The sequence below is a fragment of the Aminobacter sp. Y103A genome, assembly GCF_030294925.1.
In the GTDB taxonomy this organism is placed as follows: Bacteria; Pseudomonadota; Alphaproteobacteria; order Rhizobiales; family Rhizobiaceae; genus Aminobacter; species Aminobacter ciceronei.
In genome coordinates this window covers 300,531-323,332 of the sequence record NZ_AP017987.1, presented here as the reverse complement: position 1 = coordinate 323,332, position 22,802 = coordinate 300,531, and the positions used below count along the sequence as shown (strand labels likewise).

General features: G+C 64.2%; 20 protein-coding genes. 4 read left to right on the top strand and 16 right to left on the bottom strand.

The window, feature by feature from the left end:
* Positions 1-9: 9 nt before the first annotated feature.
* Complete coding sequence (locus tag Amn_RS29080; protein ID WP_067967937.1) at positions 10-381, top strand: BRA0787 family protein; 372 nt, start codon at positions 10-12, stop codon at positions 379-381.
* Positions 382-544: 163 nt separating this feature from the next.
* On the opposite strand, the gene Amn_RS29075 is transcribed toward Amn_RS29080, so the two are convergent.
* The 15 genes from Amn_RS29075 to Amn_RS29005 all read right to left on the bottom strand — a co-directional run bounded on the left by Amn_RS29075 (position 545) and on the right by Amn_RS29005 (position 18,238).
* Entirely contained in the window at positions 545-1,177 is a 633-nt protein-coding gene (locus tag Amn_RS29075; protein WP_067967934.1) for a sarcosine oxidase subunit gamma, read from the bottom strand.
* Positions 1,170-4,232 (bottom strand): sarcosine oxidase subunit alpha family protein, encoded by a 3,063-nt coding sequence (locus Amn_RS29070; protein WP_286298485.1) that lies wholly within the window; start codon positions 4,230-4,232, stop codon positions 1,170-1,172. Before Amn_RS29070 ends, Amn_RS29075 begins: the two co-directional genes overlap by 8 nt.
* 2 nt (positions 4,233-4,234) lie before the next feature.
* A complete protein-coding gene (locus tag Amn_RS29065; RefSeq protein WP_067967931.1) occupies positions 4,235-4,543 on the bottom strand; it encodes a sarcosine oxidase subunit delta in 309 nt (102 codons plus the stop codon).
* A 16-nt stretch (positions 4,544-4,559) separates the two neighbouring features.
* Positions 4,560-5,813: a sarcosine oxidase subunit beta family protein gene (locus tag Amn_RS29060; RefSeq protein WP_067967926.1), complete on the bottom strand. Its 1,254-nt coding sequence runs from the start codon at positions 5,811-5,813 to the stop codon at positions 4,560-4,562.
* 81 nt (positions 5,814-5,894) lie between these two features.
* Entirely contained in the window at positions 5,895-7,238 is a 1,344-nt protein-coding gene (gene glnT / locus Amn_RS29055) for a type III glutamate--ammonia ligase (RefSeq protein ID WP_067967923.1), read from the bottom strand.
* A 27-nt stretch (positions 7,239-7,265) separates the two neighbouring features.
* Positions 7,266-8,594: an FMN-binding glutamate synthase family protein gene (locus tag Amn_RS29050; RefSeq protein WP_182576238.1), complete on the bottom strand. Its 1,329-nt coding sequence runs from the start codon at positions 8,592-8,594 to the stop codon at positions 7,266-7,268.
* Positions 8,595-8,602: 8 nt separating this feature from the next.
* Entirely contained in the window at positions 8,603-9,340 is a 738-nt protein-coding gene (locus tag Amn_RS29045) for a GltB/FmdC/FwdC-like GXGXG domain-containing protein (RefSeq protein WP_067967917.1), read from the bottom strand.
* A gap of 4 nt (positions 9,341-9,344) precedes the next feature.
* Positions 9,345-10,241 (bottom strand): class II glutamine amidotransferase, encoded by an 897-nt coding sequence (locus tag Amn_RS29040; RefSeq protein WP_286298472.1) that lies wholly within the window; start codon positions 10,239-10,241, stop codon positions 9,345-9,347.
* 389 nt (positions 10,242-10,630) lie between these two features.
* On the bottom strand, positions 10,631-11,371 hold the full coding sequence (locus tag Amn_RS29035; protein ID WP_154384337.1) for a helix-turn-helix domain-containing protein: 741 nt from the start codon (positions 11,369-11,371) through the stop codon (positions 10,631-10,633).
* A gap of 156 nt (positions 11,372-11,527) precedes the next feature.
* On the bottom strand, positions 11,528-12,829 hold the full coding sequence (locus Amn_RS29030; RefSeq protein WP_286298466.1) for a glycerate kinase type-2 family protein: 1,302 nt from the start codon (positions 12,827-12,829) through the stop codon (positions 11,528-11,530).
* Positions 12,829-13,797, bottom strand: coding sequence for a 2-hydroxyacid dehydrogenase (locus Amn_RS29025; RefSeq protein ID WP_263005230.1), 969 nt, complete (start codon positions 13,795-13,797; stop codon positions 12,829-12,831). The genes Amn_RS29030 and Amn_RS29025 overlap by 1 nt, the downstream gene beginning before the upstream one ends.
* Before the next feature lie 164 nt (positions 13,798-13,961).
* A complete protein-coding gene (sucD, locus tag Amn_RS29020; RefSeq protein ID WP_067967870.1) occupies positions 13,962-14,861 on the bottom strand; it encodes a succinate--CoA ligase subunit alpha in 900 nt (299 codons plus the stop codon).
* 11 nt (positions 14,862-14,872) lie between these two features.
* Positions 14,873-16,057 carry a malate--CoA ligase subunit beta gene (locus Amn_RS29015; protein WP_067967867.1) on the bottom strand — a complete coding sequence of 395 codons (1,185 nt, stop codon included), beginning with the start codon at positions 16,055-16,057 and terminating at the stop codon, positions 14,873-14,875.
* 13 nt (positions 16,058-16,070) lie between these two features.
* The gene (locus Amn_RS29010) at positions 16,071-17,036 is read right to left on the bottom strand and encodes an HpcH/HpaI aldolase/citrate lyase family protein (RefSeq protein ID WP_067967863.1); all 966 of its coding nucleotides are present in this window, start codon (positions 17,034-17,036) and stop codon (positions 16,071-16,073) included.
* Positions 17,037-17,047: 11 nt separating this feature from the next.
* A complete protein-coding gene (locus Amn_RS29005; RefSeq protein WP_067967860.1) occupies positions 17,048-18,238 on the bottom strand; it encodes an aminotransferase class V-fold PLP-dependent enzyme in 1,191 nt (396 codons plus the stop codon).
* 284 nt (positions 18,239-18,522) lie between these two features.
* Between Amn_RS29005 and Amn_RS29000 the strand changes: the two genes are divergently transcribed.
* Positions 18,523-19,773: a S41 family peptidase gene (locus Amn_RS29000; RefSeq protein ID WP_067967858.1), complete on the top strand. Its 1,251-nt coding sequence runs from the start codon at positions 18,523-18,525 to the stop codon at positions 19,771-19,773.
* Between the two features lie 6 nt (positions 19,774-19,779).
* Here the strand turns inward: Amn_RS29000 and Amn_RS28995 are convergent, their stop codons facing one another.
* Positions 19,780-21,105, bottom strand: coding sequence for an NAD(P)/FAD-dependent oxidoreductase (locus Amn_RS28995; RefSeq protein ID WP_286298451.1), 1,326 nt, complete (start codon positions 21,103-21,105; stop codon positions 19,780-19,782).
* A 133-nt stretch (positions 21,106-21,238) separates the two neighbouring features.
* Between Amn_RS28995 and Amn_RS28990 the strand changes: the two genes are divergently transcribed.
* Together Amn_RS28990 and Amn_RS28985 are read left to right on the top strand one after the other, a co-directional pair.
* A complete protein-coding gene (locus Amn_RS28990; protein WP_067967852.1) occupies positions 21,239-22,180 on the top strand; it encodes a nucleoside hydrolase in 942 nt (313 codons plus the stop codon).
* Between the two features lie 11 nt (positions 22,181-22,191).
* Positions 22,192-22,791 (top strand): TetR/AcrR family transcriptional regulator, encoded by a 600-nt coding sequence (locus tag Amn_RS28985; RefSeq protein WP_067967850.1) that lies wholly within the window; start codon positions 22,192-22,194, stop codon positions 22,789-22,791.
* Positions 22,792-22,802: the final 11 nt, after the last annotated feature.

The following is a 22,802-nucleotide window of genomic DNA, read 5'->3' as shown; positions in this document are numbered from 1 at the left end:
AACATGCACATGCAGAAAGTGCTGCCGGAACTGTATGAAGGCCACGCGCCCATCACCCTCCACAACGCGTTCCATGACGCGCTCGAAGCGCTTGAGGAATGGAAGGAAGGCAATGAAGAGCCTCTCGTAGCCGTCGACGGCTACAACGTCCCCATCAGCCACATCTTCGCGCGCATGAGCGCGTGCACCGACCTGTTGCCGCTGCGCACCCGCGACGTGCTCGAAACCATTGTCGACAAGGGTTCGTTCCGCGCTTCGGGAGGCTCGCTTTATGCCGATGGCGCCAAGCTGGTGATGCCGATCTGCGTCGAGCGGCTGACACTGTCGCTGCTGCGTCCGACAGCCTCGTTGATCGAGCTGCGCAAGGCCTGCGAGGCCTGATCCAATCCTCTCCGAACGACCTTTTGCCGCGAACGCTCCAGCGTTTGCGGCAACATCATTTTTCGCGACTGAGTTACAGCCTGCCCTCGCGAACCAGCGAGCCAAGCGAAAAAAGCCCCGCTCGCTGGAACAGGGCTTTGTATCTCCTGGAACGTTTGGCGCGTCAGGCCGCCCGGGCGCTCGCCGCCTCGACGCCATATTCCAGCGACGAGTCCACGATGGTGTGCCACAGGCTGTCGGCAAAGCTGGTGAACACCAGCATGTTGTAGACAGGATGCCCGTCAGCGCCATTTGCGTCGCGCCACAAGTTGACTGCCGTGTGGTCGACCGACGTGTTCGCCGCTGCGCCGACCGGAAAGGCCAGGTCATGCAGATCGAGCGACGAGAATTTGGCGATGGCGTCGCGGCCACGTGGGCCTGAAACCCGGATCAAGCAGCGGCCATCCGACTGGTCGGACAAAGATGCTGATCCGGCAAAGACCTGCACCATGGCCGCAAGCTGCGACGCCTCGTCGGTCCGGGGCGCAATGACCGTGAACTGATCGGGGCCCGACCAGATCAGCGTCGCCGTCTTGCCGGTGACAGCCTTGGGCGTAGCCGGCGCCTCGATGCCGAACAGCTTCTTGGCGGCTTTGGCCGTCTCTGCTGCCTTGCCGCGCCGGGCCATGACCTGCACCAGCACGATATCGCGCACTTCATTGAGCGTCACGCCGGCATGTGCGCCGGCGGCGCCATGGCGGCCGGGAACAAGCGCCTTCTGCAACGGCGATTGGGTGTTCCAGAGATAATCAACCACGCTGGCGCGCTCCTTCTGGATCGTAGAAGACTGGGTTGCAGATTTCGGCTTCGTAGTCTTCGCTGCGCAACGGGTCGTGGATGCGCACGACTTCGCCGAAACGCTCGCGGCCGCGTTCGACCAGGCCAAGGCCGATCCACTGTTCCAGCATCGGCGAATAGCAGACCGAGGTGACGTAGCCCTGGTCGGTTTCCGGACCGGGGATCGCGCCCTTGGGAACGACATGGGCGCCGGAGCGCAGGCGACGCTTCTGGTCGAGCGGCTTGATGCCGACGACGACCTGGCGGTCAGGTGCCGTCAGTGCTTCGCGACCGGCCATGACGCGGCCGATGAAGTCCTTCTTCTTCGACATCATCTTGCCGAGGCCGAGATCGTCGGCGGTCGTGGTGCCGTTGAGCTCGGGGCCGGCGACGTGGCCCTTTTCGATGCGCATCACACCCAGGGCTTCGGTGCCATAGGGCGTGACGCCCAGGTCGCGGCCGGCGATCATCAGGTTCTGCGCCATGGCAGCGCCATAACGAGCCGGGACTGAAATTTCGAAGGCGATTTCACCTGAGAACGAGATGCGGAACAAGCGGGCAGTGACGCCGCCGCGCAGCTTGACCTCGCGGGCGCCCATGAAGGGGAAACCTTCGTTGGACATGTCCTCGGACGGATCGACAAGTTCCTGGAGCAGCTTGCGGGTGTTGGGCCCAGCAATCGAGAACTGCGCCCACTGGTCCGAAGCCGACGACAGTTGCACGTCGAGTTCAGGCCAGAGCACCTGGCGGCAAAATTCGAGATGCGCCATCACAGGGCCGGCCTTGGCCGTGGTCGTGGTCAGGAAGTAGTGGTCTTCGGCGATACGCGAGGTCGTGCCGTCGTCCATGACAATGCCGTCCTCGCGCAGCATCAGGCCGTAACGCGCCTTGCCCACGGCAAGCGACGAAAAGGCATTGATATAGACGCGGTCGAGGAAGGTGCCGGCGTCCGCACCGCGGACATCGACCTTGCCGAGGGTGGAGACGTCGCAGAAGCCGACGCCGTTGCGCACGGCCAGCACTTCGCGGGTCACCGACTCCAGCCAGTCCTTTTCGCCCGGCTGCGGATACCACTGCGCGCGCTTCCACAGGCCGGTGTCGACGAAAACAGCGCCCCGGGCAGCAGCCCAGCGATGCGACGGCGTCAGGCGCCAGGCATGGAAGTTCTCGTCGCGATGATGACCGGCGAGCGCACCGATCGCCACCGGCGCATAGGGCGGACGGTAGATCGTCGTGCCGGTCTGCGGGATGGTGCGGCCGGTGGCTTCGGCCATGATGGCGAGGCCGGTGATGTTCGACGTCTTGCCCTGGTCGGTCGCCATGCCAAGCGTGGTGTAGCGCTTGAGATGCTCGACGCTTTCAAAACCTTCGCGCTGCGCCAGCGTCACGTCGGACGCGGTGACGTCGTGCTGGAAGTCGACGAAGGCCTTGCCCTTGGCCTTGACCTGCCAGAGCGGCGAGATCGCATAGACCTCATCGCCGGCTTCCGACGCTTCGCCGGCATTGCCCGATGCACCGCATTCGGCAGCGGCCGTTGCACCTGCAGCATGACCATCGCGCAGGCAGGCGCCGAGCGAGAACTCGCCATTGGCGGCACCGGCAGTGGTCATGCCCTTCGGCGCATCGCCGGGAACGAAGGCAGCGATGTCGTCGCGCCAGACGGGCCGCCCACGATGGAAGCAGGACAGCCCGACATTCGGGTTCCAGCCGCCGGAGACGGCGAGGCAGTCGGCGTCGATCTGCTGCGCACGGCCATTGCCGTCGGTGACGACAATGCCGCGCACGCCGTCGACGCCACCCTTGACGTCGGAGACGCCGCCCGAAAGAACGCGCAGGTCGGAAAGCTCGGCCAGCGCCTGGTATTCCGCCGGCACCTTGCCGCGCGGATCAATCACGGCCGATATGTCGCCGCCCGCCTGCTGGATCGCCTCGACCGTGCGCCAGCCGTCGTCATTGTTGGTGAACAGCGCCACCTTGCGACCCGGCATCGCCGCGAAGCGGTGGACATAGGTGCGCACGGCGGATGCCATCATCACGCCCGGACGGTCGTTGCCCGGGAAAACGATCGGCCGCTCGATGGCGCCTGCCGTCACCACAGAACGCTTGGCGACGATGCGCCAGACACGCTGGCGGACCTGATGCGGACCCGGCACCGGAACATGGTCGTTGACACGCTCGAGCGCGGCATAGACGCCGCCATCATAGACACCGAACAGCGCGGTGCGGACCATGATGCGGACATTCGGAAGGGCTGTGAGTTCTTCGGTCGTACGACGCACCCACTCCTCGGCATGCATGCCGTCGATCTCGCCACCGTCGCTGAGCAGACGACCGCCGAGACGGCTGTCTTCCTCGACGAGGATGACGCGCGAACCGGCGCGGCCAGCCGCCAGGGCAGCCGAAAGACCAGCGGCACCACCACCTATGACGAGCACGTCACAATGCGCCCAGGCCTTGTCGTAATGGTCTGGATCGGGCAACTCGGCGCTCTTGCCGAGACCAGCCGCACGGCGGATCAGCGGCTCGTAGACCTTCTCCCAGAACTTCGCCGGCCACATGAAGGTCTTGTAGTAGAAGCCGGCGACGAAGATCGGCGCGGCCAGCTGGTTGATCGACATGAAGTCGCGGCGCAGCGACGGCCAGCGGTTCTGGCTCTGGGCAACCAGCCCGTCATAGAGCTCCTGCGTGGTGGCGCGGGTGTTCGGCTCCTTGCGGGCGCCGCTGCGCATCTCGACCAGCGCGCTCGGCTCTTCGGAGCCTGCGGTGATGATGCCGCGCGGGCGATGATACTTGAACGAGCGTGCGACCAGCTTGACGCCGTTGGCGACCAGCGCCGAGGCCAGCGTGTCGCCGGCAAAGCCCGACATGACCTTGCCATCGAACGAAAACTGCAGCGGCTGCTGGCGGTCGATCAGGCCGCCGCTGCGCAGGCGATGCGACTGGCTGGCTGAAGCTGCCTGGCTGCGGGCGCTGGTCGGCGCGCCCTCGAGTGCGGCCGTCCTGCCGAGCGGTTCGGATCCGGAATAGCCCGACATCTTTATTCTCCTGCCTGCACCGGCTTGGCCGCGCCAACGCCTGGGGCTGCGGTCACCGATCTGAATTCATGCGTCACCGTGTTGCGCTCGGCGATCAGCCACGAGCGACAGCCACCACCGTGGTACCAGTACTCGCGCATGTAGCCGGCGACGTTGTCGCGCAGATAGACGTAGTCGTAGAAGGCGTCCTCGACGCCCTCGGGGCTTTCGCCGCTATCGACTGCGAAGTTGGGCCGCTTGGGCGAAGCGTCGCCGAGATAGGTGAACTCGCCGTTCTCGCGTTCGCCGCAGAAAGGACATGCAATACGCATTCCGCCAGTCTCGCTTTCAGTGCAGGTTGGGTTGGGCGCCCTGGCCCTTTTCATCGATCATCGCGCCGCGGCGGAACCGGTCGAGCCGGAAGCGTGCCGCTTCCGGATGCGGTTCGTCGCGCGCCAAGAGGTGGGCGAAGACGAGGCCCGAAGCCGGCGTCGCCTTGAAGCCGCCATAGCACCAGCCGGCGTTGAGGTAGAGGCCATCGATCGGCGTCTTGTCGATGATCGGCGTGCCGTCCATCGACATGTCCATGATGCCGCCCCACTGGCGCAGCATGCGGACGCGGCCGATCATCGGCATGACCGCCATGCCACCTTCGCAAACGTCTTCGATGACGGGCATGTTGCCGCGCTGGGCGTAGGAGTTGTAGCCGTCGAGGTCGCCGCCGAAGACAAGGCCGCCCTTGTCGGACTGGCTGATATAGAAGTGGCCGGCGCCGAAGGTGATGACACCTGGGATCAGCGGCTTGATCGCTTCGGAGACGAAGGCCTGCAGCACATGGCTTTCGATCGGCAGCTTCATGCCGGCCATCGCCGCCACGCGGGAGGTGTTGCCGGCGACCGCCATGCCGACCTTGCCGGCGCTGATCTTGCCGCGCGACGTCTCGACGCCGGTGATCTTGCCGTTGTGGTCGCGCACGAAGCCGGTGACTTCGCAGTTCTGGATGATGTCGACGCCGCGCTGGTCGGCGGCGCGGGCGTAGCCCCACACAACCGCGTCGTGGCGGGCGGTGCCGCCGCGTCGCTGCAGCAGGCCGCCCATGATCGGAAAGCGCGGGCTGTCATAATTGAGGAATGGCAGTTCCTTGCGGATCTGCACCGCGTCGAGCAGTTCGGCGTCGATGCCGTTGATCCGCATGGTGTTGCCGCGACGGGCAAAGGCGTCGCGCTGGGCATCGGAGTGGTAGAGGTTGATGATGCCGCGCTGGGAAACCATCGCGTTGTAATTGAGATCCTGCTCCATGCGCTCCCACAGCTTCATCGACATCTCGTAGAAGCCGGTATTGCCGGGAAGACCGTAGTTGGAGCGGATGATGGTGGTGTTTCGGCCGGCATTGCCGGAGCCGATCCAGCCCTTTTCCAGCACCGCAACGTTGCGGATGCCGTATTCGTTGGCGAGGAAATACGCCGTGGCCAAACCATGGCCGCCACCGCCGATGATGATCACGTCGTAGTGGCTCTTGGGCGCCGGATCGCGCCAGGCCCGGGTCCAGCCCTTGTGGCCCGACAATGCAGCCTTGGCGAGTGAGAAGATCGAATATTTCATCGCATGTGTTCCGGCGAAATGTGAGGTGTATCCGAGGCCCGCGCCCGGTCTCCACGACCGGGCACAGCCTGTTTGGGTGCCTCAGACGTCCAGCGTGTGGTCGCGTTCCCACTGGGTGAAGTGCGACGCGTAGGAGTTCCACTCCTGGTGCTTGAGCTTGATGTAGGCGGCGGAGAACTCCTCGCCCATCGCGGCCTTCAGCTCGCTGTCTTCGTCATAGGCGCGGAGCGCGTCGAGCAGGTTGAGCGGCAGCTTGGCACCGTGGGTGACGGTGTGGCCCTCGCGGTACATGTCGACATCGCTGCGCGGGCCGGGATCGGCCTTGGTGCGAATGCCGCTGAGGCCGGCGGCGATGATGATCGCCTGCATCAGGTACGGATTGGCCGCGCCGTCGGGCAGACGCAGTTCGAAGCGGCCAGGGCCGGGCACACGCACCATGTGGGTGCGGTTGTTGCCGGTCCAGGTCACCGTGTTCGGCGCCCAGGTAGCCCCGGAGACGGTGCGCGGTGCGTTGATGCGCTTGTAGGAGTTGACGGTCGGGTTGCAGATCGCGGCGAGCGCCGAAGCATGCTTCATGATGCCGCCGAGGAAGTAGCGGCCCTTCTCCGACAGGCCCAGTTCCATGTTCTTGTCGGCGAAGGCATTGGACTTGCCGGCAAGATCCCACACCGAGATGTGGGCGTGACAGCCCGAGCCGGTCAGGCCCTGGAACGGCTTCGGCATGAAGGTTGCCCGCAGGCCGTGCTTTTCGGCGATCGAGCGAACCATGAACTTGAAGAAGGAGTGCTTGTCGGCGGTCTGCAGGACGTCGTCATACTCCCAGTTCATCTCGAACTGGCCGTTCGCGTCCTCATGGTCGTTCTGGTAGGGCTTCCAGCCGAGGTCGAGCATGGCATCGCAGATTTCGGCGATGACGTCGAAGCGGCGCATCACGGCCTGCTGATCGTAGCAGGATTTTGCAGCGGTATCGTACTCGTCGGCGATCTGGTTGCCATCCGGCGTCGTCAGGAAGAATTCCGGCTCGACGCCGGTCTTGACGCGCATGCCTTCCTTGGCGGCTTCGGCGACAAGGCGCTTCAGCGTGTTGCGCGGTGCCTGGGCAACGCCCTTGCCTTCCATCAGGCAGTCCGATGCGAGCCAGGCCACTTCCGGCCGCCAGGGCAGCTGGATGACCGAGAGCGGATCCGGCACGGCAAGCATGTCGGGGTGCGCCGGCGTGAGGTCCAGCCAAGTCGCGAAGCCGGCAAAGCCGGCTCCGTCCTTCTGCATGTCCGAAATGGCCTGGGCCGGTACCAGCTTGGCGCGCTGGCCGCCGAACAGGTCCGTATACGAGACCATGAAGTATCTGATGTTGCGAGCCCTTGCGAACTCTTTGAGATCGGTCACCTCTGACTGATCGATTTTGGCTTCGAAGGCCGTACCCATGAATTGCTCCTCCCAATCCTTGTGGTTTTAAAAGGGACCCTTACCAGGTACCCAGCTTGTCCCCGCAAGCGGCACGCCAGCCATGGCGGCAGCTTCGATCGAAAGAGCGCAGAGATCTTCAGGCTCGAGATTGTGCAGGTGATTTTTGCCGCAGGCACGGGCGATCGTCTGTGCCTCAAGCGTCATGACCTTCAGATAATTCGCCAGACGGCGACCAGCCGCGATCGGATCGACGCGCTTCATCAGCTCGACGTCCTGCGTGGTGATGCCGGCAGGGTCCTTGCCCTCGTGCCAATCGTCGTAGGCACCGGCGGTGGTGCCAAGCTTCTGGTATTCATCCTCCCAACGCGGGTCGTTGTCGCCGAGTGCGATAAGTGCCGCGGTACCGACCGATACTGCATCGGCACCGAGCGCCAGCGCTTTGGCCACATCCGCACCATTGCGTATGCCACCGGAGACGATGAGCTGAACCTTGCGGTGCATGCCGAGATCCTGCAGCGCCTTCACTGCCGGACGGATACAGGCAAGCGTCGGCTGGCCGACATGCTCGATGAACACTTCCTGGGTTGCTGCCGTGCCGCCCTGCATGCCGTCGAGCACGACGACGTCGGCACCGGCCTTCACGGCAAGGGCCGTGTCATAATAGGGGCGTGCGCCACCGACCTTGACGTAGATCGGCTTTTCCCAGTCGGTGATCTCACGGATTTCGAGGATCTTGATCTCGAGATCGTCCGGACCGGTCCAGTCGGGGTGGCGGCAGGCCGAGCGCTGGTCGATGCCCTTGGGCAGCGTGCGCATCTCGGCGACGCGGTCGGAAATCTTCTGACCCAGGAGCATGCCGCCGCCGCCTGGCTTTGCGCCCTGGCCGACAACGATTTCGATGGCGTCGGCGCGACGCAGGTCACGCGGGTTCATGCCGTAGCGCGACGGCAGGTATTGGTAGACGAGCTGCTTGGAGTGGCCGCGCTCTTCCTCGGTCATGCCGCCGTCGCCGGTCGTGGTCGAGGTGCCGGAGAGCGTTGCGCCACGGCCCAGCGCTTCCTTGGCCGGGCCCGACAGCGAGCCGAAGCTCATGCCGGCAACCGTGATCGGGATCTTCAGCTCGATCGGCTTCTTGGCGAAACGCGTGCCCAGAACGACCGACGTGTCGCACTTTTCACGGTAGCCTTCGAGCGGATAGCGCGAGATCGAGGCGCCGAGGAACAGAAGGTCGTCGAAATGCGGGACCTTGCGCTTCGCACCGGAGCCGCGGATGTCGTAGATACCCGTCGCTGCGGCGCGACGGATTTCGGACATCGCGTATTCATCGAACGTGGCCGACTTGCGTGGCGTCGTCGGAGGATTGTGATAGCTCATAGTGTTCCTCAGTAAGCGTCGGCGTTGTCGATGTTGAAGTTGTAGAGCGTGCGCGCCGAACCGTAGCGCGAGAACTCTTCCGGCTTGACGTCGGTGATGCCGGCGCGATCAAGCAGGTCCTTCAGGATGGCAATGTGCTCGGGGCGCATTTCCTTCTTGATGCAGTCGGCGCCGAGGCTCTTCACCGAGCCGCGCACGAACAGGCGGGCTTCGTAGATCGAGTCGCCCAGCGCATCGCCGGCATCGCCGAGGACGACGAGGTTGCCCGACTGGGCCATGAAGGCCGACATGTGGCCGATATTGCCACGGACAACGATGTTGATGCCCTTCATCGAGATGCCGCAGCGCGACGAGGCGTTGCCTTCGATGACAAGCAGGCCGCCGCGGCCGGTGGCGCCGGCGTACTGGCTGGCGTCGCCCTTCACGATGATCGTGCCCGACATCATGTTTTCACCGACGCCGGGGCCGGCCGAACCATGCACGGTGATCGTGCTGTTCTGGTTCATGCCGCCGCAATAGTAGCCAACGGAACCCTGCACATCGATCGAGATCGCGTGTTCGGCGCCGACGGCAACGGCGTGGCTGCCCTTGGGGTTGAGAACCTCCCAGTTCGATTCACCGGCGGCATCCTTCACATTGTGAAGAGCCTGGTTGAACTCGCGCAAAGTGATCTTGGACAGATCGAAGGTCTTCGGCGCGTAGTTGGCCTGGTGCAGAGGCGCGGTCGCAAGATTTGTTGAATGCATAATCTCAGTGCTCCCAGAAATAGACGGTGGACGGCTCGGGCTCCCAGACCTTGGCGTCTTCGATGCCTGGCAGATTGGCGAGGGCGCGATACTCGGAGCCGAAGGCGACGTACTGGTCGGTTTCGGCCATGACGGCGGGCTTGCAGGAGATCGGGTCGCGGACGACGCCGAAGCCGTTCTTGGTGCCGACGACGAAGGTGAAGAAGCCGTCGAGGTCGTTCAGGCTGCTTTCCAGCGCCTCTCCGAGGTTCTGGCCGTGCGCGATCTTCGAGGACAGATAGGCTGCGGCAACTTCGGTGTCGTTTTCCGTCTCGAAGCGCATGCCGTCGCGGATCAGTTCGCGGCGCAGGTTGTTGTGGTTCGACAGCGAGCCGTTGTGCACCAGGCACTGGTCGGGGCCGGTCGAGAAGGGGTGCGCGCCGAGCGTGGTGACGGCGGATTCGGTGGCCATGCGGGTATGGCCGATGCCGTGGCTGCCGCTCATCTTGGTAACGTCGAAGCGCTTCACGACTTCGACCGGCAGGCCGACTTCCTTGTAGATTTCGATCGCTTCGCCGGCGCCCATGACACGGACGCTGGGGCGCAGTTCGGCAAGTGCTGCACGGGCTTCGGCGACCTTTTCGGTCGGCACGTCGAGCACGGCGTGAGTGGATTTTACAGTCGACGAAACCTTGGCGCCGATCTTCTTGCCGAGCTCGGCGTCCAGACCCTTGAAGTCCACGTCCGGATTGGCCGACTGGATGGTGACCTTGGCATGACCTTTTGTGCCGCCGCCGTAGATGGCGATGCCCGCGCTATCGGGGCCACGATCGGTCATGGTTACAAGCATTTCGGACAGCAATGCGCCCAATTGGGGCTCCAGCGACTTGTCCTTCAAAAAGAGTCCTACAATTCCGCACATCCCGGTTTCCTCACCTGATTGGCTGCCTGTGACAAAAGCTAGCAGGTTCCGGATGCCAATTCAACTGTGATGAATTTTTTATTCCTGTAGAAAAACAACGGAGCCGACAAAAACCGTAGCCGGGGTCGTTCGCCGGCTCTCGGGCGCAGGTCCCCATCCCCTGCCCGGCCGGTTGGCCGGAAAGAGGTATTCGCAGCCAGCAAACTTCAGGAACCGGCGCCGAGCAGCGCGACGTGCAGTGTTGGGTGAAGTGGCAGCGAAATCCCAACAGCAAAAAAGGCCAGCCTACCTGGCCGGCCATTTCATGGTCCATGACGGAAATTCAGCAACTCAGACGGGCGCGCGACGAAAATCCCGCGTTTCGCTCGCGCAGCTGAAGCGCGAACTGCTTAGTCGCCGCCGCGACCGCGTGGATAAGAAATAATCGACAGATATTTGATCGGCAGATGCGTCAGTTCTTCCGGGCCGTGCGGCGCGTCAGCATCGAAGAACAGGCTGTCGCCCGGCGTCATGCGATAGAGATTATTGCTGTGGCGGTAAACGACCTCGCCTTCCAGCATGTAGAGGAACTCCATGCCGTCATGCTGGAAGGTCGGGAAGACGTCGGAATCTTCCGACAAGGTGATGAGATAGGGCTCGACCGTCACGCCCGATGTGTCGGAACCGATATGGCCGAGCAGCGTATACTGGTGCCCGGCACGCGTGCCGCGGCGTTCGACGTCGACGCCCTCGCCCGATTTGACGAACACGGCGTTGCGCTCCTCCTCGAAGCGGCGGAAGAAGGCCGTGACCGGCACGCCGAGCGCTCGCGAAAGCGCCTGCAATGTCGTCAGCGATGGCGAGGTGATGCCGTTTTCGATCTTCGACAGCATGCCGAGGGAGATGTCGGTGGCCGAGGCAAGGTCGGCGACGGTGATGCCGAGCTTCTTGCGGAAGGCCCGCACCTCGTGGCCGATCGCCACTTCAAGTACTTTTTCGCGCGTGTCGCGGACGGCGTGCGGATCCTGGTGCAGCGGCGGCGAGACGTGAGACAGCGCGGACTTTGCGGCACCGGCTGAAACCGCAGCCGACATGGCCTTGCCATTCTTCTTCGAATGCCCGTTCTTTTCCGCTGCCTTGTCCTTGCTCATATGCCGCCGCCTGTCTCTGCTCGCTGAATCTATTTCACCGAGAGTAAACATTTTCGGCGGCGCGTTCAACAGATTCTGACAAACGCAGCAATGCGGTCAACGGGCCAGCGACTGGCCGAGCGCAGACTGGACAGGTTCCGAAGAGCGCAGTCGCGGCTACTGCATCAGCAGTATTTGCAGGTCGGCGACATTGGTGCCGGTGGCGCCGGTCATCAGAAGGTCGCCCGACGATGCCAGCGCATGATAGGAATCGTTGTTCTGCAGATGCGCCACCGGGTTGCAGCCGAGCTTGCGCATCCAGGTGGTCGAGCCGGCGTCGACGATGGCGCCAGCGGCATCCGTGGGGCCATCGCGGCCATCGGTGCCACCGCTCAGGAAAACCCAGGGGCGCTTGATCGAGGTCCACTCGTTGAGCAATGCGAAACGCAGCGCCAGTTCCTGGTTGCGTCCGCCCTTGCCGTTGCCGGCGACGCGAACCGTCGGCTCGCCTCCGGCGACGATCGCGACGGGACCGCGCTGGCTGGCGGCAAACACCGCCATGCGGTGCAAGGTCTTGGCGACATCTGATACGTCGCCGCTCAGCCAGTCATCCGCCTTGACGACAACAGGATAATTGGCCTCGGCGCTGTGCATCACCCTTTGCAGGCTGATGCCATTGCTGCCGATGACGATGTTCTCGACATGGTCGAAGCTGGTCGCGACCTCGTCGCGTTCTACGAGCAGGTCGAGATGCGCCTTGAGCGCCGGCGACAGCGTCCTGACCAGACCATAACGGTCGAGAATGGCGATGGCCTCGGCCTGTGTCGCCGAAGGCCGCGCGGTCGGACCGCTGGCGACAGTGCCGACATCATCACCGGGCACGTCGGACAGGATGAGCGACAACACTTTGGCCCGCGACGCGAGCTGGGCGAGGCGTCCGCCCTTGAGCCGCGAAAACAGTTGCCTGACGGCGTTGATTTCGCTGATGTCGGCGCCGCAGCGGATCAGCGTGTCGTTGAGCGCGATCTTGTCGGCGAGCGCAATACCGGCGGCTGGAGCGCAGGTGAGCGCTGAACCGCCGCCGCTGACCAGCACCAGCACCAGGTCGCCCGGTTCGGCCGACAGGGCAGCGCGTTCTATGTGCTCGGCGCCCCTGATGCTGCCTTCGTCGGGCAAGGGGTGACCGCCTGATATCACTTCGACGCCTTCGATGTCGGCCAGGTTCTCGAAATTGGTCACCGCAACGGCGGTAACAAGCTTGTCGCCAATGAAAGGCAAGGCCGCGCGCGCCATCGGGCACGCCGCCTTGCCAAAGGCGATCAGGATGACGCGCCTTGCAGCGGCGATCTCATCCGTTTTGGTTTCAAGTGTGGAAATGACCGCCTGCTCGGGATCGGAAGCCGCGATGCCTTCGCGAAACAGGGCGGTTGCCTGCGCGCGAAGCTTGACCAGTGCCGAAACCGAGCAGTCGAGATACATCACACCACCTTGTCGGGTAAGGCGCGGCCCTCGAAGAAGGCGGTCAGATTGTCCACCGCCTTCATGCCCATGGCCACGCGGGTTTCCTCGGTGGCGCTGCCCAGATGCGGCAACAACACCACATTTTCCATGCGCATCAGGGCGCCGGGCACGTCGGGCTCGCCATCATAGACGTCGAGACCGGCGCCCCTGATCGTGCCGCTGTCGAGCGCGGTTACCAGCGCCTTCTGATCAACGACGTCGCCGCGCGCCGTGTTGATCAGGAACGCACTGCGCTTCATCGCGGCAAGCCGGTCGGCGTTGATCAGGTGACGGTTCTCGGCACCGCCGGGGCAATGCAACGACACGAAGTCGGACGCGGCCAACACCTCTTCGATGCTTGCCAGCTGGCGCGCGCGCATGGCGCGGGTTTCCTCATCGTCGACCTTGGAGCGATTGTAGAATACGACATCCATGTCGAAGCCGAAATGCGCGCGCTTGGCCATGGCCTTGCCGATACGGCCCATACCGATGATGCCGATCGTCTTGCCGGTGACCTTGGCGCCGATCATGTGGGTCGGGCACCAGCCTGCCCACTGGCCGGCGCGAACCTGGCGCTCGCCCTCGCCCGCCCGCCGGGCGACCGAAAGCAGCAGGCTCATACCGATGTCGGCGGTGCAGTCGGTGAGCACGCCAGGCGTGTTGGTCACCACGATGCCACGGGCGCGAGCGGCGTCCGTGTCGATATGGCTGAATCCGACACCAAAATTGGCAAGGATCCTGGTGCGGATGTCGGCATCGGGGAAGACCGACGCCGGCAGCTTGTCGCTGACGGTCGGCAGGATCGCGTCAAAGTTCAGGAACGCTGCCTTGAGCTCGGTCGGGCCAAGCGGCGCATCGCCCTGATTGAAGGTCGTGTCGAAGCGTTCCGCCAGGATCTGCTCGACTGCCGCGGGCCAGCGGCGGGTGACGATAACGCGAGGTTTCATTTCAATTCCTTGGTCATGCTTGGAGCGCCACGCGTCGCTGTTGAACGCGCAAGGCGCACTTTAGCAGTTCGAAACGACACATCATGCGATGGATCATCGATAATCGGCCGGTGCACCAGCCGGACAGAGGGGAGCCGGTCGGCGCCGGCTCCCCGAAGGCCAGGTCAGGCGGCCTTCTTCTGCTGCTCGAGCACGCTGGCGACAGTCGGGCCGAAGGCTGCCGGGGTCGGCACGATGGTCACACCGGCTTCGCGCAGGATTTCGACCTTCTCCTGGGCGGATTCGCCGAAGGCCGAAATGATGGCGCCGGCATGGCCCATGCGCTTGCCCTTCGGCGCCGAAAGGCCGGCGATGTAGGCGATGAGCGGCTTGCGCATATTGTGCCTGGCCCATTCGGCGGCCTCGGCTTCCTGCGGACCGCCGATCTCGCCGATCATGACCACGGCATCCGTGTCCGGATCGTCTTCGAACAGCTTGAGGATGTCCTTGAAGGACGAGCCGTTGATCGGGTCGCCGCCGATGCCGACCGAGGTCGAAACACCGATGCCCAGCGCCTTCATCTGCGAGGCAGCTTCATAACCGAGCGTACCCGAGCGGCCGACGATGCCGACACGTCCCGGCAGGTAGATGTTGCCGGGCATGATGCCCATCAGCGCCTGGCCGGGGGTGATGACGCCGGCGCAGTTCGGGCCGACAAGGCGCATCCGGTCTTCATAGCGGAAGCGACGCATATAGCGTTTGACCCGCATCATGTCCTGGGAGGGGATGCCGTCGGTGATGCAGACGCAGAGTTTCAGGCCGGCTTCCGCCGCTTCCATGATCGAGTCTGCCGCGAAGGGCGGCGGCACGAAGACGATCGAGGCTTCGGCACCGGTCTCGCGCACGGCACCACGGACGGTGTTGAACACCGGAATGCCCTGGTGGACCTGCCCACCCTTGCCCGGAGTGACGCCGCCGACCACGTTGGTGCCGTAGCGCTTCATGTCATCGGCATGGAACGAGCCGATCTTGCCGGTCAGACCCTGGACGATGACGCGCGTCCGGCGATTCAAGAGAACTGCCATTTCGACCTCCCTTAGTTCTTTTTTGATTTCGAGTAGGCGCGCATCGCTTCGACCGACTTTTCGGCCGCCTCGGCGAGCGTCTCGGCGACGATCACTTTTTCGCCCGACTCGGCGAGAATGCGCCGGCCCTCTTCGACATTGGTTCCGGCGAGCCGCACGACCAGAGGCACGGTGACGCCAACTTCGCGGATAGCCTTGATCACGCCCTCGGCCACCCAGTCGCAGCGGTTGATGCCGGCGAAGATGTTGACGAGGATCGTGTCGACGTTCTTGTCGGCGAGCACGGCGCGGAATGCCTTGGCAACACGCTCCGGCGACGCACCGCCGCCGATGTCGAGGAAGTTCGCAGGCTCACCGCCGGCGATCTTGATCATGTCCATCGTCGCCATGGCGAGGCCGGCACCGTTGATGATGCAGCCGATGTTGCCTTCGAGGCCGACATAGGACAGACCACGGTCGCTGGCGAAGGTTTCGCGCGGATCTTCCTGCGACTTGTCGCGCAGCTCCGAAATCTCGGCGCGGCGGAACAGGGCGTTTTCGTCGAACGACATCTTGGCGTCGAGCGCGATCAGATTGCCGTCCTTGGTGATGACGAGCGGGTTGATCTCCAGCATCGAGGCGTCGAAATCGCGGAAGACGCGGTAGCAGCCGAGCAGCGTGTCGACGGCCTTGCCGATCAGGCTGTTGTCGAGGCCGAGACCAAAGGCGATCTCGCGGGCCTGGAACTGCTGCATGCCGGCGCCCGGATCGACGATAGCGCGGATGATCGAGTCGGGTTGCTTTTCGGCGATCTCCTCGATCTCCATGCCGCCCGACGCGGAAGCCACGATCATGACGCGCTCCGACTTGCGGTCGAGCACGATGCCGAGATAGAGCTCCTGGCGGATATCGACGGTTTCCTCGACATAGAGACGCGACACCAGCTTGCCCTTGGGCCCGGTCTGGTGCGTCACCAGCTTGCGGCCGAGCATGGATTCGGCAGCCTCGGAGACCTCGTTGTCGGTGGTGCAGATGCGGATGCCGCCGGCCTTGCCGCGGGCACCGGAATGGATCTGTGCCTTGACCACCCATTTGCCGCCGCCGATCTCGCTGGCGCGATAGGTCGCCTGCTCCGGGCTGTAGGCCAGGCCGCCGCGCGGGATCTGCACCGAGTAGCGGGCGAGCAGTTCCTTGGCCTGATATTCATGAATATCCATGTCGAACTCCTCCTCAGTTTGGCAGGCTGTTGCGCGACCGCGCCGACTGCTCGATTGCGTCGTGCATGACCAGGACGTTGCGGGCCATGCGTTCGGATGCGGCGTCGATCATCTTGCCGTCGAGCGCTGCGGCACCCTTGCCCTGCTCCTCGGCTTCCTTGAGCACCTCGATGATGCGACGGGCGCGGGTGACTTCCTTCTCCGGCGGCGAGAACACAGCGTTGGCCAGCTCGATCTGGGAGGGATGGATCGCCCACTTGCCCTCGATGCCGAGGGCTGCCGCGCGCTTGGCGGCGGCGATGTAGGCCTCCGGATCGGAGAAATCGCCGAACGGGCCGTCGATCGGACGCAGGCCGTAGGCGCGGCAGGCAACCGTCATCCGCGACAGGGCGGCGTGCCACTGATCGCCGGGGTAATCGGGGTTGAGGCCACCGATGCTGACCGTGCGCGCCTTGCAGCTGGCGGCATAGTCGGCAACGCCGAAATGCATCGCCTCGAGCCGGCCGCCATAGGCAGCAATGGCCTCGACATTGGCCATGCCAAGTGCTGTCTCGATCAGCGCTTCCAGGCCGACGCGGGTCTTGAAGCCTTTGGCCATCTCGATCTGGGTGACCATGGCGTCGACCGTATAGAGGTCGGCGGGCACGCCGACCTTGGGCACCAGGATGGTGTCGAGCTTGTCACCTGCCTGTTCCATCACGTCGACCACGTCGCGGTACATGTAATGGGTATCGAGGCCGTTGATGCGGACCGAAATGGTCTTGCCTTTGGCGCGCCAGTCGATTTCGTTCAGCGCCTGGATGATGTTCTTGCGCGCCCGCTCCTTGTCAGGCGGCGCCACCGCATCCTCGATGTCGAGGAAGATGTAGTCGGCTTCGCCGTCGGCGGCCTTGCGGATCATCTCCGGATTGGAGCCCGGAACGGCGAGCTCCGAGCGTTGCAGGCGCAGCTTGCGGAGGTGGTGGAGTGTATGGCTCATGCGATCCTCCCTCAGGCTGCCTTGGCGACGGCCGGCTGAGCCGACAGGCGGTAGTGTTCGAGTGCGGCACCGACGCCGGAGCCCGGCTGAACCTTGACGCCGCAGTCGCGCAGCGACATCTCGGCGGCCGAGATCGCACCGCACATCATCACTTCGTTGACCCAGCCGAGATGGCCGATGCGGAATACCTTGCCGGCGACCTTGTTGAGGCCGACGCCGAGCGAGGTCTGGTAGCCGTTATAGGCGCGGCGGACGATGTCGGCGCTGTCGATGCCTTCCGGAACCACGATCGCGCTGACCGTGTCGGAATTCCACTTCGCTTCCTTGGCGCAGACGCGCAGGCCCCACGCGTCGACCGCCTTGCGCACGCCGGTCGCCAGCCGGTGATGACGTTCGAAGATGTTGTCGAGCCCTTCTTCCTGGATCAGGTCGAGGGCAGCGCGCAGGCCGCGCAGCAGTTGGACGGCCGGCGTGTAGGGGAAGTAGCCGGTGTCGTTGGCGCGAATCTGGTCCTCGAACGAGAAGTAGCAGCGGCTGAATTTTGCAGTCTTGGCAGCGTTGAGGGCCTTCTGGCTGACCGACAGGAAGCCGAGCCCGGGCGGCAGCATGAAGCCCTTTTGCGAGCCGGACACTGCGCAGTCGACACCCCACTCTTCCTGGCGGAAGTCGATCGAGCCGACCGACGACACGCCGTCGACGAACAGCAGCGCCGGGTGCTTGGCGGCGTTGAGGGCGGCACGCACGGCGCCGACATCGCTGGTCACGCCGGTTGCGGTTTCATTGTGGGTGACGAAGACCGCCTTGATGCGGTGCTCCTTGTCGGCTGCCAGGCGTTCGGCATAGATCTCGACGGGAACGCCCGTGCCCCATTCGACATCGACGACGTCGACATCGAGGCCGAAGCGCTCGGCCATGTCGACCCACAGATGCGAGAACTGGCCGAAGCGCGACATCAGCACGCGATCACCGGGGCTCAGCGTGTTGGTGATGGCGGACTCCCAGGCGCCGGTGCCCGAGGACGGGAAGATGAAGGCGCGGCCGGTCTCGTTGCGGAAGACCTTCATCAGATCGGTGAACAGACCGCGCGTGAAGGTCGGATAATCCGGCGCCCGCATGTCCTCCATCGGCATGTTCATCGCCTGCCGGACACTCTCCGGAACGTTGGTCGGTCCTGGAACGAAAAGCTGATTGAAGCCGGCCATGAAAAGTCCTCCCGAATATTGTTGCGGCGTGGCGCCTGTCTGTGGCTTTCGGGAGGATGATCGGTTTTGTACCGCCGGCTCACAACACCTGCCGGGATAGATTCGCGGACCTTTGGGCGTTGGACCGGGCCTACTCTTTCAGATGTGCCGACCCCCTGTCGGATAGGGTGAAACCTACCCGGCCACCGCATGCATGGCGCCAGTTCCGCTCACGCAAACTTGTCAGCAAGGGGGCTCGTCCTGCCGCCGCTTAGGCCGATAATGGACCGGAGAAGGAACCGCCCATGGACATCAAGACCCTCGGCTTCCTCATGGCGACAGCCCTCCATCTGCTGCAGCCTTTGGCAGCTATGGCGGATGAGGCACCGCCGAAATCGGGCAATGCCGTCTTTGACCGCGCCGTCGAGCTCGTCATCGACAATTTCCACGACGCCTCGGCGCTGCCACGGTTCAGCGCAGCAGTCAGGCAGGAAATCGGCACCGGGCCACTCAACGCGAACAGTTCGGAGACGCGGGTCGACAAGGCGATCGATACCGTGCTTGCCAGTCTTCAGGCCTCCCACACCGGCCGTTTCGAACCCGACACGATCGCCTACTTCGAGCTCGCCGACATCTTCCGCTTTGCCATCCGCAACGACATGCGGCGGCTGTTTCCGCCCGACGGCCAGGTCAGCTATCCCGGCATCGGCATGATCGCCGAACCGCTGGCAGGGTCGCTGTTCGTCAGCGACGTCTATGACGGCTCCCCGGCGGCCCGGGCAGGGATCCTGACTGGCGACGAGATCCTTTCGGTCGACGGCGCGCCCTATCATGAGATTGCATCATTCAGCGACAAGGTCGGCCGCACCGTCGAGATCAGGCTGCGCCGGGACGCCGGTGCCGAACCCACGACCGTCAAGGTAGCGGTGGAGCGGCTGCGTCCGCTCAGGACATTCGAGCAGGCGATCGAGGCAAGCGTCGGCGTCTCCGAGCAAAACGGAAAGCGCATAGGCTATGTCAGGCTATGGACCCTTTCGGCACCTGATGGTCTCGACATCGTTGCCCGTGAAATGGCCGACGGTCGCCTCAAGGACGTCGACGGCATGGTCGTCGACCTGCGCGGCCGCTGGGGCGGCGGCCCTTCCGATGCGGCCGAGCTGTTTGTCGGCGATACACCGACATTCCGGCTCATCCCGCGCAAGGGCGAGGCGACACTTGCCAATATGCGCTGGCAAAAACCTGTTGTCGCGATCATCGACGAAGGCGCGCGAAGCGGTCTGGAACTGTTCGCCTATGCGTTGAAGAGCAACGGCATTCCGCTCGTCGGCGCCCGCACCGCCGGCGCGTTGCTGGCCGGGCGTGCCTATCTGCTGCCCGACGACAGCCTGCTCGAAGTGGCGGTCTCCGACGCTGTCATCGGCGACGATGTGCGGCTTGAGGGGATCGGCGTCGCACCCGACATTCCGGTGGCTTTCAGCCTGCCCTACGCCGCGGGCCGGGACCCGCAGCGCGATGCCGCCCTGCGGGAGATGCAGCGCATCCTTGCCGGCGGCTGAGCACCATCATACCCCCGTCGTCGGACGATGCCTGGTGCCGTCGATGAAGCGCTCGTAACGGAAGGCCTGCGGATCGACGAGCGGCGCATTGCCCATCACCAGATCGGCGGCCAGCCTGCCTGCGGCCGGGCCGATGCCGAAGCCATGGCCGGAAAAGCCAGTGGCGATGACCAGCCCGGGCAGCGATTTGACAGGCGAAATCACCGGCACGGCATCCGGCGTGGCGTCGATGAAGCCGGCCCAGCGCTGCAGCGTAGGTACGCCTTTCAGCACCGGGAAGACCTTCTCCATGTTGGCGCGAGCAGCCTCGAGCGGGGCAACTGCCGGTTCGGGATCAAGCGTGCGGTGCCGCTCATAGACACTGCCCTCGCCTTCCAGCCTGGGCGAAAGCCCGAATGGGCCACCGAGGAAATCGCCGAAGCGCAGGCCGATGGAGCGCCACTCCCGCGACAGGATCGGCAGGAAATCGGTGAAGTAGCGGAAGCTGTCGGGGTTCACATGATGATAGCTGATGGTGCCGTCGGCGATGGTGTAGCCGCCGTCGAGACGCTTGCGGTAGGCAAAACCTTCCGTCCAGGCAGCGCCATCGGGGCCGCCTTCAACAGGACCGGTACGCATCACCGACGAGCGCACGGCAAGTTGCGGCAAGCGGATGCCGACCGATCGACAGAGGTGGCTCGACCACGCGCCGCCGGCGACGACGACGGTGCTCGCCCGGATCGGTCCGTTCTCGGTCACCACGCCCGAGACGCGGCCCGCTTCGGTCTCGATCTCGCGCACCGCGCAGCGCAAAAGGATGCGTGCGCCGGCGCGCTGGGCGGCACGGGCGATCGCGGGTGCTGCTTTCTGCGGCTCGGCCCTGCCGTCGCTCGGCGTGTGCAGTGCTGCCCTAAACGTCTTTTGCGCGCCGGGCATGAGATCGGCCAGCGCTCTTCCCTCGATCATCTTCGAGTCGAGCGCATAGTCGCCGGCGCGTCTCACCCATTCGGCATGGTGTTCGACGTCGCTTTCGTCCTGGCAGAGATACAGGATGCCCGTGCGGCGAAAGCCCACGTCTTCGCCGACCAGCTCTTCGATGCCGCCCCACATCTTCAACGCTTCGACGATCAGCGGCAGCTCGCGGGGGTCGCGGCCCATTCGCCGGCACCAACCCCAGTTGCGGCTCGACTGCTCGCCGGCAACATGCCCCTTCTCGCAGACGACGACCGAAATGCCCTTCCTCGCCAGGAACAGCGCAGCACTGACGCCGATGATGCCGCCACCGACGATGACGACGTCGGCGATCTTCGGCTGGATGTCGCCAGCGGGCACCGGATCGACTGAAGGCCCCATTCATTTCTCCCCGATGTGCCAACGGGAGGTCTGCCAACCCGTCTTGAAAATAACATACAGTACTGTATGCATTGACGCCCAATTCTTGCAATGCCGCCGAAGCTATCCGGCGATCGAACCTTGGGGAAGAGCCATGTCGCCGCGAAAGATCATCATCGACACCGACCCCGGCCAGGACGACGCCTTTGCCATCCTGTTCGCGCTGGGGTCGCCCGAGCTCGAGGTGTTGGCGCTGACCACCGTCGGCGGCAACGTGCCGCTGGCACTGACCTCGCGCAACGCGCTGCAGATCGCCGAACTCGCTGGCCGGTCCGACGTGCCGGTCTATGCCGGCTGCTCGCGTCCGATGGTCAAGGCGCTCAAGACCGCCGAATATGTCCATGGCCCGACCGGCATCGACGGCTGCGTCCTGCCCGAGCCGGAAAAGCCGCTGCAGGACAAGCATGCCGTCAACTTCCTTGTCGACACGTTGATGGCCGCCCCCGAAGGCGAAATCACCGTCTGCACGCTTGGCCCCATGACCAATCTCGGCATGGCGATGGTGATGGAGCCGCGCATCATCCCGCGCATCCGCGAAGTCGTGCTGATGGGCGGCGGCTTCTTCGAGGGCGGCAATGCCACGCCTGCCGCCGAATTCAACATCTGGGTCGACCCGCATGCGGCTGCGGTCGTGTTCGATTCCGGCGTGCCGGTGACCATGGCCGGCATCGACTGCACCTACACCGCCCAGATGACGCCGGAATGGCTGCAGCAATTGCGTGCGCTCGGCACCCGTTCGGCAATCGAAGCCGCCAATATGGCCGATTTCTACCGCCAGTACGGCTCGCACAAATTCCCGACCGAGGCCCGGCCCATCCACGACGCTTGCGTCACCGGCTACCTGCTCGCACCGCATCTCTACGAGCAGAAGCAATGCAACGTCACCATCGAGTTGATGTCGCCCGAGACCATCGGCATGACCGTCGTCGACTGGTGGCACGTCACCGGTCGCCGCAAGAACTGCAACGTGCTGCGCCGCATCGACGCCGATGGTTTCTTCGCGCTGATGCTGGAGCGCTTCGGCAACCTCCCCTGAGGAACGACGAGATGAAGCGCAGCCCAACGTCTCCCGAACGATCGGCCAGGTCCGAAGCACGGAAAACGCTGTCGCGCGAAGCGTGGATTGCCGCTGCCATCGCTGCGCTGGAAAAGAAGGGCATCGCCAACGTCAAGATCGATCACCTGTCGAAACAGCTGAAGGTCACGCGCGGCAGCTTCTACTTCCACTTCAGGAACCTGAAGGATTTGCTCGACAGCCTTCTCGAGGAATGGCGTCAGCGCAACTGCAAGCCGTTCGAGGCGCTCATCGACCAGGAGGTCATCGACGGCCCGGCCTTCTTCGACGCGGTAACCGGCGTGTGGATCAGGGAGGACCCGTTCAGCCCGCGGCTTGATCTCGCCATCCGCGACTGGGCGCGCGGTTCGGCAGTGATCGCCCGCAAGGTGCAGGCACAGGACGATTTTCGTATGGCGCTGCTTGTCCGGGCTTTTACCGCGATGGGCTATGACCAGGACGAGAGCCTGATCCGCGCCCGCATCACCTATTTCCAGCAGATCGGCTACTACGCCACTCACTTCAAGGAGCCGCCGGCGGACCGCAAGCGCTTCCGCTCGCTCTACACCAAGATCCTGATCGGCTCCGACTAGACTTCAAGGAA